The organism is Synechocystis sp. PCC 6803 substr. PCC-P, assembly GCF_000284455.1.
Taxonomy (GTDB): domain Bacteria; phylum Cyanobacteriota; class Cyanobacteriia; order Cyanobacteriales; family Microcystaceae; genus Synechocystis.
On record NC_017039.1, the window covers coordinates 539,321 to 555,714 of the forward strand.

General features: G+C 47.0%; 21 protein-coding genes. 11 read left to right on the forward strand and 10 right to left on the reverse strand.

Translation table 11 applies throughout. The annotated features are described in order from the left end of the window. Positions 1-69: 69 nt before the first annotated feature. A complete protein-coding gene (locus SYNPCCP_RS02495) occupies positions 70-636 on the reverse strand; it encodes a 5-formyltetrahydrofolate cyclo-ligase (RefSeq protein ID WP_010871687.1) in 567 nt (188 codons plus the stop codon). Between the two features lie 156 nt (positions 637-792). Between SYNPCCP_RS02495 and SYNPCCP_RS02500 the strand changes: the two genes are divergently transcribed. Further along, positions 793-1,545 (forward strand): HAD family hydrolase, encoded by a 753-nt coding sequence (locus SYNPCCP_RS02500; RefSeq protein WP_020861455.1) that lies wholly within the window; start codon positions 793-795, stop codon positions 1,543-1,545. 99 nt (positions 1,546-1,644) lie between these two features. After that, positions 1,645-2,847: a class I SAM-dependent methyltransferase gene (locus SYNPCCP_RS02505; RefSeq protein WP_010871689.1), complete on the forward strand. Its 1,203-nt coding sequence runs from the start codon at positions 1,645-1,647 to the stop codon at positions 2,845-2,847. Positions 2,848-2,886: 39 nt separating this feature from the next. Here the strand turns inward: SYNPCCP_RS02505 and SYNPCCP_RS02510 are convergent, their stop codons facing one another. After that, the gene (locus SYNPCCP_RS02510; protein ID WP_010871690.1) at positions 2,887-3,378 is read right to left on the reverse strand and encodes a hypothetical protein; all 492 of its coding nucleotides are present in this window, start codon (positions 3,376-3,378) and stop codon (positions 2,887-2,889) included. Between the two features lie 206 nt (positions 3,379-3,584). On the opposite strand from SYNPCCP_RS02510, the gene SYNPCCP_RS02515 reads away from it, so the two are divergent. After that, complete coding sequence (locus tag SYNPCCP_RS02515) at positions 3,585-4,124, forward strand: TerD family protein (RefSeq protein WP_010871691.1); 540 nt, start codon at positions 3,585-3,587, stop codon at positions 4,122-4,124. Between the two features lie 125 nt (positions 4,125-4,249). Here the strand turns inward: SYNPCCP_RS02515 and SYNPCCP_RS02520 are convergent, their stop codons facing one another. Further along, complete coding sequence (locus tag SYNPCCP_RS02520) at positions 4,250-5,653, reverse strand: glutamate decarboxylase (protein ID WP_010871692.1); 1,404 nt, start codon at positions 5,651-5,653, stop codon at positions 4,250-4,252. Between the two features lie 157 nt (positions 5,654-5,810). Here SYNPCCP_RS02520 and SYNPCCP_RS02525 point away from each other — a divergent pair, with 157 nt between their 5' ends. Both SYNPCCP_RS02525 and SYNPCCP_RS02530 read left to right on the forward strand, forming a co-directional pair. Then, positions 5,811-6,035, forward strand: coding sequence for a DUF433 domain-containing protein (locus tag SYNPCCP_RS02525; RefSeq protein WP_010871693.1), 225 nt, complete (start codon positions 5,811-5,813; stop codon positions 6,033-6,035). After that, positions 6,032-6,370 carry a DUF5615 family PIN-like protein gene (locus SYNPCCP_RS02530; protein ID WP_010871694.1) on the forward strand — a complete coding sequence of 113 codons (339 nt, stop codon included), beginning with the start codon at positions 6,032-6,034 and terminating at the stop codon, positions 6,368-6,370. The genes SYNPCCP_RS02525 and SYNPCCP_RS02530 overlap by 4 nt, the downstream gene beginning before the upstream one ends. 2 nt (positions 6,371-6,372) lie before the next feature. Here the strand turns inward: SYNPCCP_RS02530 and SYNPCCP_RS02535 are convergent, their stop codons facing one another. The 3 genes from SYNPCCP_RS02535 to psbQ are packed head-to-tail and all read right to left on the reverse strand — an operon-like array spanning position 6,373 to position 8,656. Continuing rightward, positions 6,373-7,338, reverse strand: coding sequence for a carbon-nitrogen hydrolase family protein (locus tag SYNPCCP_RS02535; RefSeq protein WP_010871695.1), 966 nt, complete (start codon positions 7,336-7,338; stop codon positions 6,373-6,375). Next, positions 7,335-8,147, reverse strand: coding sequence for an urease accessory protein UreD (locus SYNPCCP_RS02540; RefSeq protein WP_014407074.1), 813 nt, complete (start codon positions 8,145-8,147; stop codon positions 7,335-7,337). The genes SYNPCCP_RS02535 and SYNPCCP_RS02540 overlap by 4 nt, the downstream gene beginning before the upstream one ends. A gap of 59 nt (positions 8,148-8,206) precedes the next feature. Then, positions 8,207-8,656: a photosystem II protein PsbQ gene (gene psbQ / locus SYNPCCP_RS02545; RefSeq protein WP_010871697.1), complete on the reverse strand. Its 450-nt coding sequence runs from the start codon at positions 8,654-8,656 to the stop codon at positions 8,207-8,209. Positions 8,657-9,017: 361 nt separating this feature from the next. Between psbQ and SYNPCCP_RS02550 the strand changes: the two genes are divergently transcribed. Beyond that, entirely contained in the window at positions 9,018-9,914 is an 897-nt protein-coding gene (locus SYNPCCP_RS02550; protein WP_010871698.1) for a prohibitin family protein, read from the forward strand. Here the strand turns inward: SYNPCCP_RS02550 and SYNPCCP_RS02555 are convergent. Then, on the reverse strand, positions 9,911-10,483 hold the full coding sequence (locus SYNPCCP_RS02555; RefSeq protein WP_010871699.1) for a gamma carbonic anhydrase family protein: 573 nt from the start codon (positions 10,481-10,483) through the stop codon (positions 9,911-9,913). The two genes, SYNPCCP_RS02550 and SYNPCCP_RS02555, sit on opposite strands and share 4 nt — an antisense overlap. Before the next feature lie 292 nt (positions 10,484-10,775). On the opposite strand from SYNPCCP_RS02555, the gene SYNPCCP_RS02560 reads away from it, so the two are divergent. After that, positions 10,776-11,111 carry a hypothetical protein gene (locus tag SYNPCCP_RS02560; protein WP_010871700.1) on the forward strand — a complete coding sequence of 112 codons (336 nt, stop codon included), beginning with the start codon at positions 10,776-10,778 and terminating at the stop codon, positions 11,109-11,111. 203 nt (positions 11,112-11,314) lie between these two features. Continuing rightward, positions 11,315-12,952, forward strand: coding sequence for a CocE/NonD family hydrolase (locus SYNPCCP_RS02565; protein WP_223211335.1), 1,638 nt, complete (start codon positions 11,315-11,317; stop codon positions 12,950-12,952). A 49-nt stretch (positions 12,953-13,001) separates the two neighbouring features. Here the strand turns inward: SYNPCCP_RS02565 and thyX are convergent, their stop codons facing one another. The 3 genes from thyX to SYNPCCP_RS02580 all read right to left on the reverse strand — a co-directional run bounded on the left by thyX (position 13,002) and on the right by SYNPCCP_RS02580 (position 14,801). Continuing rightward, positions 13,002-13,649 (reverse strand): FAD-dependent thymidylate synthase, encoded by a 648-nt coding sequence (gene thyX, locus SYNPCCP_RS02570; RefSeq protein ID WP_010871702.1) that lies wholly within the window; start codon positions 13,647-13,649, stop codon positions 13,002-13,004. A 197-nt stretch (positions 13,650-13,846) separates the two neighbouring features. Then, a complete protein-coding gene (locus SYNPCCP_RS02575) occupies positions 13,847-13,984 on the reverse strand; it encodes a photosystem II reaction center protein K (RefSeq protein ID WP_010871703.1) in 138 nt (45 codons plus the stop codon). Between the two features lie 94 nt (positions 13,985-14,078). Continuing rightward, the gene (locus SYNPCCP_RS02580; RefSeq protein WP_010871704.1) at positions 14,079-14,801 is read right to left on the reverse strand and encodes a 1-acyl-sn-glycerol-3-phosphate acyltransferase; all 723 of its coding nucleotides are present in this window, start codon (positions 14,799-14,801) and stop codon (positions 14,079-14,081) included. Between the two features lie 269 nt (positions 14,802-15,070). Here SYNPCCP_RS02580 and SYNPCCP_RS02585 point away from each other — a divergent pair, with 269 nt between their 5' ends. The 3 genes from SYNPCCP_RS02585 (at position 15,071) to SYNPCCP_RS02595 (ending at position 16,388) form a co-directional block, all read left to right on the forward strand. Next, the gene (locus SYNPCCP_RS02585; RefSeq protein ID WP_010871705.1) at positions 15,071-15,328 is read left to right on the forward strand and encodes a BolA family protein; all 258 of its coding nucleotides are present in this window, start codon (positions 15,071-15,073) and stop codon (positions 15,326-15,328) included. Between the two features lie 180 nt (positions 15,329-15,508). Further along, the gene (grxD, locus tag SYNPCCP_RS02590; RefSeq protein WP_010871706.1) at positions 15,509-15,832 is read left to right on the forward strand and encodes a Grx4 family monothiol glutaredoxin; all 324 of its coding nucleotides are present in this window, start codon (positions 15,509-15,511) and stop codon (positions 15,830-15,832) included. Positions 15,833-16,043: 211 nt separating this feature from the next. After that, positions 16,044-16,388 carry a YbaB/EbfC family nucleoid-associated protein gene (locus tag SYNPCCP_RS02595; RefSeq protein ID WP_010871707.1) on the forward strand — a complete coding sequence of 115 codons (345 nt, stop codon included), beginning with the start codon at positions 16,044-16,046 and terminating at the stop codon, positions 16,386-16,388. Positions 16,389-16,394: the final 6 nt, after the last annotated feature.

Genomic DNA, 16,394 nt, shown 5'->3' on the forward strand with positions numbered 1-16,394 from the left:
AGACCTTACAAACCGGCTCTTAGGGGGAAAATGGCGACCTTTCAGCCCTTCTTTCGACGAAAATCCCTCTTAACAACTCTCAATTTGGATAATCTGCTTTTCCGTCACTAGGGTTTGCAGGGGCATATCCCAAGGATCGTGGGGTAATTTTTCCCTCAAACCCGCCTCGAATAATATGCCCACCTTCGGTACTGCTCGCCATAATGGATCGGCAAACAGTCGGTCATAATAGCCGCCGCCATAACCCAAACGATATCCTTGGCGATCGCCTGCTAGGCAAGGCACTAGCAATAAATCCACTGTGTTTGGTGACCAAATTTCAGTCTGATCGGCGGGCACTTTAATGCCATAGGCTCCGGTGGTTAACGGTTGTCCCCATTGCCACGGATGCCAAACCAAACTTTTTTGCACACAGCGGGGCAATACCCAAACTTTTGCTTTCCCTAGGCGATCGAACAAGGGTTGTAAATCCGCTTCCCGTTGGGTACTGCAATAGGCACAAATCCGGCTGGCCTGCTGAAAAACCGACCATTGCTGGAGTTGGGCACATAGTTCCAGGCTTTGCTGTTGCCATTGGGCCTCGGACAATTGCCTTCTTTCTTGTAGTAATTGGGCTCGTAATTGGGCTTTATCCACGGCGACTCAGAAAGGGCAAGATTAGCGGAGTTATCCACTGCTTACAATGATGCCGATTGTGGTGGATAGCCCGCGCTATTAATGGCCATGGTACTGGCATTTTCCGGTTTAATGCTGGCTGTATAACTAAGGCGATCGCCGTTTGTAGGAGTTCATTTGGCTAATATCACCGTTCAAGGCAAAACTTTTACCCAGATCCAAGCCCTAATTTTCGATAAGGACGGCACTCTGGAAAATTCCAAGGTGTATCTGGAAAAACTCACCGTGGCTAGGTTGGCCCTATTGGAACAGGGAATACCAGCCGCAAACTTTGGCGATCGCCTGGCTGGGGCCTTTGGTTTTGACCGGAGCAGTGCTCAGTTAGATCCAGGGGGACTAATGGCGGTGGGCAGTCGTCGGGATAATGTTATTGCCGCCGCTAGCTACATTGCCGAACAGGGCTATGGCTGGTTCCAGAGTTTGGACATTGCTAACCAATGTTTTGACCAGGCCGATCGCCAAATTATTGCCAATGCCCATACCTGTCCCATGTTCCCCGGAGTAGTGGACAGCCTTACATTGTGGCAACAACAGGGGGTAAAAATTGCCATCCTTTCCGCCGCCCGCCAAAGGAGTGTGGAACGGTTCATTGCCGATCACCAATTGCAAAGCCTAGTGGATGTGGCTAAGGGGTCGGACCAAGGACTCAGTAAACCTGATCCAGCTTTATACCTTTTAACCTGCCGGGAGTTGGGCGTGAAACCGGAGCACACCTTGATGATTGGGGATGCCCAGGGGGATATCACCATGGCCAAAGGGGCCCATGCCCAAGGGGCGATCGCCATTCACTGGCCTGGTTATGCCCAGGGAAACCTAGTGGGGACCGACGCCACCATCGCCGATTTACAGCAAATTCACTGCCAGCCCTAAACACCCCCAACGGCCTAGCCCCAGCTTGAGCCGAAACAACAAACGTGGGAAGATAGCCCTTGCCCGTCGTCCTGGTTCTTAGTTTTTTGGTTAGTTCCTATGCAGTGCCGTGTTTGTGATTCTACCCGTCTAGATTTGGCGATCGATTTGGGGGAACAACCCTGGTGTAACCATTTTCTCACCCCGGCGGAAGTGGGCCAGGAACCCTATTATCCCCTGCGGGTTTTATACTGCCAGGACTGCGGCACCGTGCAGTTGGACTACACAGTTAAAAAAGAAATCATGTTTGGGGACCACACCTATTTGTCCGGTGTGACCAAATCCCTCAGTGATCATTTTGCTCGGGTGGCCCAGGAAGTGGACGAACGCTTTTTTGCCAATACTCCCGGAAAATCCGTGCTGGACATTGGCTCCAACGATGGCACCCAACTAAAACATTTCCAAGCCTTGGGTTACGACGTACTGGGGGTGGAATCCTCCAAAACCACTGCCAAAATTGCCAACGATGCGGGGGTGCCCACCCTGAATGATTTTTTCAATTTGGAAGTAGTCGAAAAGTTAGGGCGTAAATTTTCCGCCATTAATGCGGCGGGCGTCTTTTTCCATCTCGAAGAACTCCATTCCGTAACGGAAGGTATTCGGGAAGCGTTGGCAGAAGATGGGGTATTTGTGGTGCAGTTTCTTTACATGAAACGCATTGTGGAAAACCTGGCTTTCGACCAAATTTACCACGAGCATTTACTGTACTATAATCTCCAAACCATCGAAGTGTTGCTCAATCGCCATGGACTGTCCATGTTTGATGCCTACTTAGCTCCTATCCACGGTGGTTCCATTGTCGGTTTTGTCACCCATCAAGGCAAACGGCAACCCACAGAACGGCTCCAGGCCATGCGCCAGTCGGAAATAGATGAAAAAAGTAATGATTACCAAACCTACCTTGATTTTGCCCAACGCATTGAAACGATGAAGGCAGAAAACCTGGCCTATTTAGACGAAGCTAAGCAAGCTGGTAAAACCGTTTGGGGCTTTGGCGCTCCGGTGAAGGGTAATACCTTGCTCAATTACTTTGGCATTGGTACCCAATATTTAGACTATTTGGTGGAAAAAAATGAGCTACGGCGGGGCTTGGTTTCTCCTGGTATGCACATTCCGCTTTTAATTGAAAAAGAGCTAACCACTTTGCCCGATATTTATTACGTTTTAGCGTGGAACTTTAAGCGGGAAATTTTGGCTAATAATCAGCATTTAATTGACCAGGGGGTGGAATTTTTCTTCCCCGTTAATCCCCCCGATGCCTAGGGCCATATCGATCATGAATTCAATACACTTGATTACTCTCTAGGTGTTTTTAGGCTCGTTTTTGATACCTAGTTTTTCCAAATTAATATTTAGGCATTCTGCAATTTGCTCATGACTTAATCCAAAAGTGAGAAGTTTTTCAATAAGTCTCGTCAAAAACTGATCATTTTGGCAACTTTTGTCTGATCTTTTATCTAAACCTACGTAAAAACTAACTTGGTCTATTGAACCAACCGTATTATCGTTTCCAGAAATGCTTACGTTGTTGGCGAATTTGTGACGAAGTAAGCTAGACCTAATATTTGATTTGTTAATCTCTTCTCCAAAAATTTCTGAGAATAATTTCCACAATTCGTAACCAATGTCCTTAATATATCCTTCTGTACAGTTTAAATCTCTCGCTATATCTGCATATTTTTTTCTTTGTAAAACCCCTTCAATGACCCCAAACTCAATATCATCCAGGTGTCTACCTGTTTTTTGAAACACCATATCGTCAGCGAAAAGCAAGCACTCCCCTAAATCCATCATATCCGTTAATTTAAGTTTGGTTTAGGTTGTCGCACAAAATAGTATACGTCTAAATTCGACTTTATTCGACTTTTTCTAAATTTGATGACAATTCAAAATAGTTAAAGTATACAAACTGACTAAATCCGACCTAGTTCGACTTTACGAACAATTTAGATTTGTAGTAAGGTGACAACGTCAGTAAAAAAACTCTATCGGTTTAAATTATGTTAAGCTTAGAAAAAGGTCAGTCTCTTTCCCTTACTAAACCAGATGGGTCTAGTATTCAGAAAGTTCGTGTAGGGCTGTCATGGGATGTCGCTAGCATAGGCTCTAATGTTGACTTAGACCTTTTTGTCGTACATAAAGAATCTAAAAAAGTTGCCTTTTTTAATGACAAAACCGCAATTTCTGGTATCAAGTTAAGTGATGATAATTTGACTGGCGAGGGAGAAGGAGATGATGAGTTTACAGAACTAGATGCAACAAAGACTGATGATGGAGATTATTATATTTGTGTCAATATTTACGACGCAAAATCAAGAAAACAGGCTTTTAACCTTGTAAATAATGCAAAAGCAACAATTTATAATAACGAGACTAACACAGCCCTTGCTAGCTATTCTATTACTGAAGACGGAGGTCAAAACACAGGCATTATTGTCGCCAAATTAAAAGATGTAGGCGGTAGCTATGAATTCACTGCACTCGGGGAGTATATTGTTGGCGACATTAACGAAATTGCCCAGGTAGTTTTTAGAAAATAACCTGATAATCGTAGGAAATTCTCCTTGTAATTGTGTTTAGATTTTTTGTGGAATGGGAAGAAATTTTTCTTCCCATTCATTTTTCAAATATTTAAGGTCTGTTTCATTGTGAATGATTATGATGCCTAATGGCTAAAGTGGGAACCTTCCTGCTTCGGTTTGTGGTCCGGTTGGCTGGCAAAATAGGCGATCGCCCTTTCCATGTCCGCTAACAAAAGGTCCGCCATATCCCGACTAAAACCCTCTTTCACGACAATGCGTTGCACCACCAAATCTTCACGGTTTTTGGGCATGCGATAGGCGGGCACCAACCAGCCCCGTTCCCGCAATTTGTCGGCCATGTCGTACAGGGTATAACAAGTGTTGGCCAATACTTCGTCCTTTAATCTCCAGGCAAAAACCGGGATATCCCCACCGTCGGTGAGCAATTCAAAAGGGCCTAATTGGGCAATTTTGCCAGATAGATACAGAGCCGTATCTCGACAAGTCTGTTGGATTTTGCGGTAACCTTCTTTGCCTAAGCGGAGAAAGTTATAATACTGGGCCACTACCTGATTGCCGGGGCGGGAAAAGTTGAGGGCAAAGTTGGGTAAATCTCCCCCCAAATAGTTGCAATGGAAAATTAATTCTTCCGGTAATTCTTCCTTATCCCGCCAAATGATCCAACCTACCCCCGGATAAACTAAACCGTATTTGTGGCCAGAGGTGTTGATGGATTTCACCCAAGGTAAACGAAAATCCCAACGCAAATCTGGATCTAAAAAGGGAGCAATAAAACCACCGCTGGCGGCATCTATGTGCAGAGGCACCTGCCAACCAGTTCTTTGATTTAAAGTTTCCAGGGCATCGTTCAACGCTTCAATGGGTTCATAACTGCCGTCAAAGGTGCTACCTAAAATACCAATTACACCGATGGTATTTTCGTCAATTAGCTTAACTGCTTCTTCCGGGCTGATGTGGTACCGATCGCCTTCCATGGGGACAAAGCGGGGTTCCACTTCCCAGTAACGACAAAACTTTTCCCAACAAACCTGGACGTTAATGCCCATAACCAAATTCGGGCGATCGCCTGGTTTCCCTGCCGCTTGTCGTCGTTGCCGCCATTTCCACTTCATGGCCATCCCCCCCAACATGGCCGCTTCACTAGAACCAATGGTGGAACAGCCGGTGGCTTCCGCACTGGCCGGAGCATTCCAGAGTCGGGACAAAATATTGACGCAACGCAACTCAATTTCCGCCGTTTGGGGATATTCATCCTTATCGATCATGTTTTTGTCGAAGGTATCCGCCATCAGTTGCCTAGCTTCCGGCTCCATCCAAGTGGTGACAAAGGTGGCCAGGTTTAATCGGGAATTGCCATCTAGCCCCAGTTCATCGTGGATGAGGTTATAGGCGATCGCCGGTAGCATTTCCGTTTCTGGCATTTCATATTTACTGACAGAATTGGCTAGGCCCCGGGCCGCATAGGTGGGGGTCAGTAGGCTTTCCGCTTCACTGAGCTGGTTGAGGTCAATTTTTTTATGCACCATAATGATTATTACAATTTTGCCAATGGAGATTAACTTTCCCTTCAGGGTAACGGCTGACTGACTTTTGATACGGAAATTTTGTTAGGGAGGAGAAAATCAAAAAATGCGATGTAGTATAAAAAAATCTTACTCGTATGAAATGATCTTAGTACACTAAATGAATAGCTTACTGTCTCGCATTACCCAAACCCCCGGTCAGTGTGGTGGTCGTCCTTGTATTCGAGGGATGAGGATTCGAGTGAGCGACATCCTAGAAATGTTAGCTGAGAATGTTAGCACCTCTGAGATTTTAGAGGACTTTCCAGACCTAGAAATGGCCGATATTCAGGCTTGTCTAGTGTTTGCTGCACGGCGGACTGATTTTTCCCGGTTGACGGCATGAATATTTGGGTTGATGCTCAACTACCTCCAACATTGGCAGATTGGCTGTCGAGTAATTTTGATTTAGAGGCGTCAGCTTTGAGGGATCTGGGATTACGGGATGCAAGAGACATTGAAATTTTTGATGCCGCACGAGTTGCCAACTCTGTAATCATGACAAAAGACAGCGACTTCGTTGATCTTGTATGTCGATTAGGAATACCACCTCAAATCATTTGGCTAACTTGCGGTAACGTTACGAATCGAAACTTACGTCGAATTCTCTCAAGTACTTTGCCACAGGCTCTGGAAAAACTGCAAGCAGGCGAAATTATCATAGAAATCAGCAACTCCTGACATCAGGTTAACTCGCTGGCCAAAGACCCATACAGATTTGATTGGCGATCAACTAAGTAATTAGTTTGTTCTGGATGGAGGGAACCATAATCTGCGGAGACACAATCGGCAATGAGCAAAGTTTCTTCATTACGGGGATAGAGCAAAAGATCACCATGGGGCCCGGCAATGGCACTGTTGCCTAAATATTCCCCCACCAATACCGTTTTCCCCTGGGCATTGAGCCTGGTTTCAGCGCCAGCCCGATTGCAGTAGGCAACAAAAATATGATTTTCCAAAGCCCGCACGGGAATAACGTTGTGGGACACATCAGGGTAGGGAATTTTTGTCCTTTCCCCAGTGGATAACAAGGTCCAAATATCCGCCGCCGTGGGAATAACCACTAATTTTGCCCCCCGCAGGGCTAGGATACGGGTCAATTCGGCAAATTCCGCTTCATAACAGTTCAATAAACCGATGGGAAAACCGTTAACTTTATGGACCGTAAAGGCTTTACCTTCTTCCTTATGGCGATGGCCGCGGGAGTAAATTTTGCTTTCGTCGGGGCCCCAAAGATGGGTTTTGCGATAGGTTTTGACCAATTTTCCTTGGTCATCAAACAGATTAATGCTGTCGTAGTAGTGGATTTCCCCGTTAATGGCCGCCTTTTCTGGGTAGGGACAAATGATGGCCATCTGATATTTGTGCGCTAGTTGCCCCACCTGGGTCATCACTTCCCCGTCCCTGGCGATCGCCAATTGATGGACTTCTTGGGGAGAAAGGGCATAACCAGTTAGATAAAGTTCGGCAAAGCTAATTAGCTGGGCTTCAAAACGTTGGGCTCCCTGGAGGGCTTCTTCCATTTTTGCCAAGTAATAGGCGATCGCCTCAGTATTACCAATGGGCCCGCCTTGGTTTTGGTAAATGGCTAATCTTACCCCCGTGCCCGGAGCAGGTGGTTGGGGCTGAAGACGGGTTAGATAAATCATGGGCTAATTACCTGACTAAGTTGCGTAAAAATATCCTTAACTTCTTGGGTGGAGTTTCCCCGGTAGCGGGCAATTAGGCCTTGGGTCGCAGTTAAAGTTAGGCCAAACTGCGGCGATCGCCCTTGGCTGTGAATTATCTCCTGAGCTTGATGGACTAAATCCTGGTCAAAGGAACGACTCAAGTCCACATAGGTGCCCAAACAAGTGAAGCCCGCCAGGGCATTGGGAGATTCGTAAAGTTGTTCCGAACCAATTAGCTGTTGCCTTTCTCCCCAAATTAATTTATCCCCCTGCCAAATTTCCCAACTCGATCGCCAATGGCCTTGGGTAAATTTTTCTCCTCTGGCGGTGCGCCCCAAACGGACAATTTCCCAACCTTTGAAACGGGCCTGCTCCTGGAGCTTAATGCAGAAATTTTGTTGATAGCGGGCCTGGTCAAAAATAATTGTTTCCTGGGGACACCAGAGTACCGAAGCTCCGACTCTCACCTCTAGGTTGACGGTCTGTTCACTCCAGGGCCCCAAACTACGATAAATCTTTCCCGCCGAAGCACTGGTGAAACACACATCACTCTGGGCTTCTAACACAATGTCATAGCCCAGGCGATCGCCCCCCACCATGCCGCCCCCAGTATGGAGCAACATGGTCTGACATTGGCCAGTGTCATCCGGATAAAAAGACCGTTGCACTTTCAAAGGAGCCTGCACCAAGCATTCAACCATGCGGGTACGGTGTCCTGGACGGTCATAACGGAGCCAAAGATTGGCCTGCCAGGGGGCGGAAGGGTTAACAGTGGAAGCGCTTAGCAAAGAATTTGCACTCGGTAAATTGAGCAACGGACAATAACTGTGATCTTGCTCAAGGATGCCTAGCTAGCTTGGGGCAACAGGTTCAAAAAGGAATCAAAATCCGCCAAGGCTTCCTGGTACTGGATTTTAGCTTGGGAACCATTACGGTCTTTGGCCGCCGCATCCAATCGTTCTAGGTGACCAAACACTTCTTTAGCCAGGGTTTTGGCTTTATCCTGATCCTTCGGTAACAAAGAACTGGCTAGCCCCAACATATCCCGGCGTAGTTGTCCTAAAGGCCCGTGGATATAGGTTTGGGTATCGACCCAATTTTGATCAGCAATCAGGCCCTGCAACCTTTTTTCCATGCCGTCCCGAGCCACGGCGATCGGATTGACGTAGACCTGCAACTGGGCAATTTTTTCTGGGCTATAGGTAGTGGGGATTTCCACCTGGGGGCTACTGCAACTAACGAGGACCGTAGTTACTAAGACCAGAATAAGGGAAAGTAACGAACGTAAACGAGACATAAGCTTGGGTTACGGTGTTATTGACATTGATGAAATTTGACAAGGAAAAGTTATCCCTGCAATTCTGTTCAATCATACGTGCTTTTCTGACCGAAAACGAGTACCAGACCACCCTAACTCCCTAGGGAGCAAGCACCCCATAAACAAGCTTGAGTATAAATAACTAATTACCCATTCCATCGCTTAATGTTGGCCGCAGCATCGGACGGCAAGTTCTCCCCAGGAATAATAGTCCATTGTTCATCAACCAAGCTTTAAAAATATTCACAAAAAATTCTTCGGTATTAGCACTATTTTCTGGGCAAACAATTGAAAAAAATAAGCTAGCATGGCTTCAATATGAGTATTAAGTAGGTTAACCATGGGTGCTGTTATCTCGGCGATCGCCGCTTTGGCTAGTTGGACAGTATTTATCACCGTTAAAAATCCTGAGAATCCCAAAATTCCTAAACTTTTACGGCCCCTGCTATTTTTTATTGCCCTACTCATGTCAGCATTATTTGTGCAACAGAGTTTAGGGCGAGCTCTGGTGGTGATTCCGGCGGGAGAAGTGGGGGTAATCGAAACTATGGGCACAGTGGATACCACTCCCCTTACCTCTGGGGTTTATTTCCTCAATCCCCTTTCCAAGGTCGTCACCTATTCCACCCGTTTGCAGGACATTAAAGAAACCGTAGATACCTCTTCCAAAGAAGGTTTGAACTTTAACATTGATGTCAGTTTGCAATATCGCCTTAACCCGGAAAAAGCTGGGGAAGTGTTTTCTAGCCTCGGCAGTGAAGAACAGCAAAGGGAAATTATTATCTCTCGCTTCCGTTCCCTCATCCGGGAAAATACGGCCAAATACGATCTAAGTTCTATCTATGGTGATAAAAGAGCTGAGATTTCCGGAGTACTGGTTCAGTCAATGAAAGAGCAATTAGAACCCCTGGGATTTGTGGTGGAAGAAGCCCTAATGAGAAATGTGATTTTGCCGGAAAATATTCAAAAAGCGATCCAAGCTAAAGTGGAAGTAGAGCAAAGTAATCAGAAAAAACAATTGGAATTAATTAGTGCCCGACGGGATGCGGAAAGAAAAATTATTGAAGCCCAAGGGGTAGCTGATTCCCAAAGAATTCTCTCCCAAAGTTTGACGGATCAAATTATTAAATTAAAGGCCATTGAAGCCACCCAGAAACTGGCGGAATCGCCCAACACCAAGGTATTAATTATGGGCTCGGGGGAGGGAAATTTGCCCATTATCATGTCGGACCCCTAACCCAACCCTGCGGCGGCATGGGCTTTAGCTAAACGAACATAGTTTTGTCCGTGGTCTAGTAGACCTTGGACCTGGCCTTCACTCACCTGTTTAATAATTTTTGCTGGTACTCCCATCACCAAAGACCGGGGGGGCACATCCTTGGTCACCACGGCTCCAGCACCGATGATACTGCCAGCACCAATGCGAACATTATCCAAAATAGTTGCTCCAATGCCGATCAAGCTACCCCGTTCAATGTGGGCGGCGTGGACCACAGCCCGGTGGCCAACGGTGACCCAATCTTCTAGTACGGTGACAATGCCCGGATCGCCGTGGAGTATGGCTCCATCTTGGATATTAGTGCCTTCCCCAATGATTATGGCTTCCAGATCCGCCCGTACCACAGCTCCGTACCAAATACTACAATCCTTGCCTAAGTGGACTTTGCCGACCACAGTGGCATTGGCTGCCACAAACGCTGCTGGGGATAAATCCGGTGGAGTAAGGTAAATGGGAAAGTTTGCGTCCATAACACCCTTGAGAGCCTGTTTGCAAAGTTTGGAATGGGGGTTAATCCCGCCAGGCACCTTTAGCAAGGGAGAAAAAAAATGAAAGTTTTTCCTTCAAGGGGGATTTAGGGCTGACCATACCACTTTTCTAACCCACTCCCACAATGAACACAAAAACAGTTTTGGGCAATTTTCCGTTATTTCGCCATACCAGCAAAAAAAATTTCGCGCTACCATTGAGGGCAACAAAATGGGACTTGGGTAGTCTAAATTTCCCAATCCTTTAGGGGGAAGTCTCTGTTTTGGTCAAGGCCCATGGCTTTTGGGTTCTTGAACGTTGTTGTTGTTGCCGCAAGGCGAAATTTTTGTTATGCACTATACCTTTGATATTTTGGGGGTAACGCCGGTTTTCACCTTTTTTAACTATCAACAAGAGGTGGAAAATAACCCCCGCCGCAGTATGGCCTACCTGGGCAGTCCCGAATGCACTTTGGATGGGCTGATTCAAGCTACAGAATTAATTCCCGACAAACCTGACTGGGACTGGGACGCAGTGGTAAAAACCATGGTTAACTTTTGGTTGCACCACGAATCCAATATTCAGACTTGGCGACGGGAAATGGCCAGTTTTAGTGAAGCAACTTTACTGGTGGCTAGGGTTGCCAATACCCATGTGCTCCGTCAAGAGTTTGAAGCTCTGCTTTAGCAACTAGGACAATGTTTGTATAGCGTTCCCGGTGTTCTCATTTCTTTTACCGGGCTGGGTTGTTCCATTGACCGCAATATTATGATGGCTTTGAGTTTGCCACCAATCGAACAAGGCTAAAGTTCTCTTTCTCTAGCTTTGCAAGAATCCAGAAGACAAACTCAGAAACCTTAATTTCCTCAACCTAATTTTTTGTTGCCGCTTTGAACTTGATAAAACCCATTTGCCAATCCATGGTTACCAGGGATGGGATCCGCTTGGACAGCGATCTTTACTATCCCAACTCCGGTGGGCCATGGCCGGCCCTGTTGATGCGGCAACCCTACGGCCGCCGTTTAGCTTCCACCCTGGTGTATGCCCATCCCCATTGGTACGCTGCCCAGGGTTATTTAGTCATTATCCAAGATGTACGGGGTCGAGGGAGTTCGGAGGGAGAATTTGATCTATTTGCCCACGAAGTAGAAGACGGCCAGGATTGCCTAGATTGGGTTTCTAAGCTACCCCAATGTGAAGGTTCTGTGGCCACCTATGGTTTTTCTTACCAGGGCATGACCCAACTGTATGCTGCTGCCAACCACCATCCGAGTTTGAAAACCATTTGCCCGGCCATGATCGCCTGGGATTTATATCAAGATTGGGCCCATGAAAATGGGGCTTTTTGTCTGCAAAATAACCTCGGCTGGGCCCTACAGTTGGCGACGGATTCTGCCAAGCGGCGGAAAGATGAGCAAACTTTTCGAAGGTTGATGCGCCTAGCAAAAAGTTACGATTTTTCTGGTTTCCAACCAGCCATTCCCGATCGCCTGGGGGAGTTGGCCCCGGATTCCTTTTACCATCAATGGATCAGTCAACCTCCAGAAGCAGATTATTGGCAACGGCGATCGCCAGATCAACGCTGGCAAATTAGGGAAAAAATTGACATTCCCGTGTTGCAAATTGGCGGTTGGTTTGATCCCCATCTGCGAGGTAATTGGCGTTTATATGCAGAATTAGAAAGATGTGGCATTCAGCAAAAAATGGTGGTGGGGCCCTGGGGGCATTTTCCCTGGGGCAGTCGGGCCGGGGGACAAAATTATGGTGAGTCTGCCATCAGTGGGGTGGATCAGTTGCAATTAGCCTGGTTTGATCATTTTCTTAAAGGGCAAGAGCCCCGCTTTAATCCAGCCAAGTTGGAGTTATTTGACCTGGGCACCAAGCAATGGCGATATTTAACTGACTTGCCCTCGACGCAACAAAGCTGGTTTTTACAATGCTCTGGTTTAGGTACTACCCAAGGCAGTGCTTTGACGGCAAAGGTCCCAGCAAGGTCAACGGAGGAAATTAGCGATGTTTGGGTTCATGATCCCTGGCGACCCGTACCCAGTTTGGGGGGGCATAGTGGTTATCCCCAGGGAGTGAAGGAAAGAAGTACTATTGATGATCGCAGTGATGTGGTTACCTATACTTCTGAGCCTTTGCAGAAAAGTTTAACCATCTGTGGTGTTCCCCAAATTTTCCTCACTTTGGAATCCGATCGCCCTAGTTTCGATGTAGCGGTGAGTTTGTCTCAATTTAGGGTCACTGGAGAAGTGTGGGCCCTCAGCCAGGGTTACTGTACTAGCTGTAAGCAAACAGCTAATTTGGAAATTTGTCTCCAGGCAATTTGTGTAACTTTGTCCCCTGGCGATTGCCTGCGCATTAGTTTAGCGGGGGCAAGCTTTCCTGCTTATCCCGTCAACCCTGGCACTGGTCAGCAGGCGGTTTTGGCGAATTTGGTTGATCAGCAAATTATTACCCTGGCTTTGGTCACCGATGGCCCAACCCAAAATCATCTGCTGTTGCCCATTCTCTCGGGGGAGTGAACAAAAGTTTTGATTATCCAAAGGCGATCGCCTTGCTGGGTTATTTCTTCTACCACTCCAGAGCCGCCGCCACAGTGGGAAAATGCTTCATAAAAATCTTCCGAGCCGCCAAAGCAATTTCCCGGTGTTCTTTTTGGGTGGCCTGGTCACAGCGGACACTGAAATAGTGGATCCAACTGCGTACAGAGCCTTTCATATATAAACGGGTAACCGTATTGAGGGGCAAAATAGAACGGGCACACTCTTTGGCAATGCCCTTAGCCAAGGCCTCTTCATAAAGTTGATGACTTTTTTCCCACACGGCTGCCTGGGCTTGGTTGAACCATTTTTTTGTGCTTTCATCAAAGTCATCTAGGGAATTTTGACGGTTTTTCACATCCTGACGACGGGCTTCATAGCACTCATATTCGGTAGCACAGGAATACCTTAGACTAAACTCCTGAAAAGAAAACGATCGATGTCTTAAAATTTGGGGGGCGATCGCCCGGGTGGTGGTAATTTCCAAGGTCATATCCACCATTTCAAAAATGCTCCAATGGCCTTCCCGGATGCAAAATTGCAATAGCTTAGTGTAGTTGGGATTTTCTTGGTTAGGACTAGAAACCCTAGCGCAGTAGGCAATTAGTCCCTCGGGGGAAAGGGGCTCCCCGTCAATGACAATTTCGGGTTTGGTGAGGGAAATGAAACGAACATCCATGGTTAAAAATAGGCCACTATGGGGAGGAGATTTATCGTTGGCCTTGGTCAATGCAGGGCAAAATCAGCATTGCCCCACAAAAAAATTCCCCAGCTATGGCCAACGGGGGACAACTTGGGGATATCAGCTTAATTGTGGTCCAACAAATTTTCTTAAGCGACCAGGTAAAATGACAAGCCCCAGGGGCGATCGCCAGTTTATTTAAAACCAACCGCCGCTTGCCACACAAAGGCCAAAGCCAAAAAGAAGAGGGGAATGACCGGCAGAACATCCACCAGGGGGTCAAAAATCTGATAGGCTTCCGGCAATTTAGCGAGCAAATAAATTGTTTCCATTATTTGAGTTTCCTGACTGACAAAGAATAAAATCTTAATTTACGGTAAATCTTATCATGATGGCCCCTTCCCCCATTAGCCGTTTTGACGAAATTCACGAAGCGGCGATCGCCTCGCACAGAGAGACATTCTCGGAACTGTAAAGGTTCTGCATTCTATGGGCCAAACAACGGGTCAGTTTTTGGGAGCTAGCCTTGATGGTGCTGGGGTCGTAGTCCCTAGCGGCGATGCCCTGGCCAAAATTAATTTCCACTGAAGTGCCTTTGCCTGGGTAGGGGTCACTGTAGGCGATCGTCACTGGGATCACTTTAATGTCAGTGTTGGGGTTTTGCTTACAAACTTCCATGGCAATGCGCCCAATACCCCGTTTGAGGGGATGGACAGTGTGTTGATCCCGAAAAATGCCCCCCTCAGGAAAAATGACCAACATTTCCCCTGCTTGGAGTAACTGCACACTATAACTCACACTACTGATTTCCGGCCTTTTCACGTCAACGGGAAATCCCCCCAAATGGCGAATAAACCAACCCTGTAAACCCTGCACTTCCGTCACCGCCACCATAAAACGGAGGTCTCGACCAGTTACCCCCCGACCGGCGGCCAAAGAAAGCAAAATTGCATCCCAACGGGAACGGTGGGTAGGGGCCAGAATAATCGGGCCACTGCGGGGTAAATGCTCCTGACCATGGATGGCGATCGGGCCAAAATACCAATGTAAAAACCTGGTGCCTAGGGGATAAATTAATTTGATTAGCCAGGGGGAAACCCTGGAAGGGCCAATGACAGCAGGGTCGATCGCCAGGGGAGAATTGGTCATGGTTACGAAAAAAATATGGGTTCTTCCTCCGACAGACGATTAAACTAGAACCTTAGTATTAATTAAATCGCTTGCCGTGGGGGGTGGTCTCTGTTTTTAAGTTAGATTAACTACTCTGGTTTGGGGACGAGCCATGGGACAGTTAAACAACAGTTGAACGGCCAAATTCCCTCCGCTATGTTGGGGGCTGAGCCTTTCAGCTACAGTGGTTAAATAATTACCCTGGGATTATATCGGCCCTATTCCTTGGCCTATTGCTATAAATAACTATGATTAGTCTTGATCAAGTCAAACAACAAATCCAAGCCGCCCTACCTGATGCCGAAGTAATGGTCAATGACCTGGGGGGAGGGGATCACCTGGAGGCCGTGGTGGTATCTTCAGCCTTTACCGGCCAGTCCCGGGTCAAACAACATCAAATGGTCTATGGTGCCCTCAAGGATGCTTTGGCTTCGGAGGCAATCCATGCCCTGGCGCTGAAAACCTTTACTCCAGAAGCCTGGGCCGTGGCCCGGCAGACTGCTTAGATTTTTCCCCTACATCGAAAATTGGCTCTTTGACATCCCCCAAAACGGCTAAAGCCAGGGGATTCCTAGACCTGTTTTCAGATAAATTTGAGTTGGGGGGTAAAATGGCAATATTTAAACAACATTAAAGTTGTTAAACTCGCCCACATCCCAATTTGTCCTTGAAGAGGAGTTGTCTGAATGAATCCGGAAACGAAAGCAAGAATTGATCAGTTGGTCACCGCCAATAAGGTGATGGTCTTTATGAAGGGCACGAAGCTGATGCCCCAGTGTGGTTTTTCCAACAATGTGGTGCAAATTCTCAATATGTTGGGTATTCCGTTTGAGACTTTAGATGTGCTGGCCGATGCGGAAATTCGTCAGGGTATTAAGGAATATTCCAATTGGCCCACCATTCCCCAGGTTTACGTCAATGGTGAATTTGTCGGTGGTTCTGACATCATGATTGAGCTCTATCAAAATGGTGAGCTGCAGGAAATGTTAGAAGTGGCCTTGGCTTCCTAGGGCTTCACATTCGGTGCATAACGCTGGCGATCGCCGTGGGGGGAAGCTCTCATCTGTGGAGGGCTTCTTTCACTCCCGCCGTTCGCCAATAAGATGGCGGAGACGGTGGGATATAATCGGACAGGCTTTCGCTAGGGCGTTGTTTGCACCTCAGCGACTTTGCTGCTTGTTTAACTCTAATTATTGTTTAACTACTTAGAAATCAATTCCCATGGCACAAGGTAAAGGTTTCGGATTCGGCCTCGGTAAAATTAAGGAATTACAGGAAGCTTTCCAAAAAGCCCAACAGGTTCAAGAAGGGGCCAAAGTGCTCCAGGAAGAACTGGAAAGAATGGAAATTCCTGGCAAAAGTGCCGATGGATTGGTGACAGTGTTGATGAGTGGCAACCAAGAACCCCTCAGTATTGAAATTGATCCCAGTGCCCTTGAAAAAGGAGCAGAAGGACTATCGGCATCCGTCACCGAAGCGATGAAAGCGGCCTATGCTGAGTCCACGGAAACCATGCGCTCTAAAATGGAAGAGTTAACCAGCGGTTTGAATTTACCCGGTATGTAGGTTCGC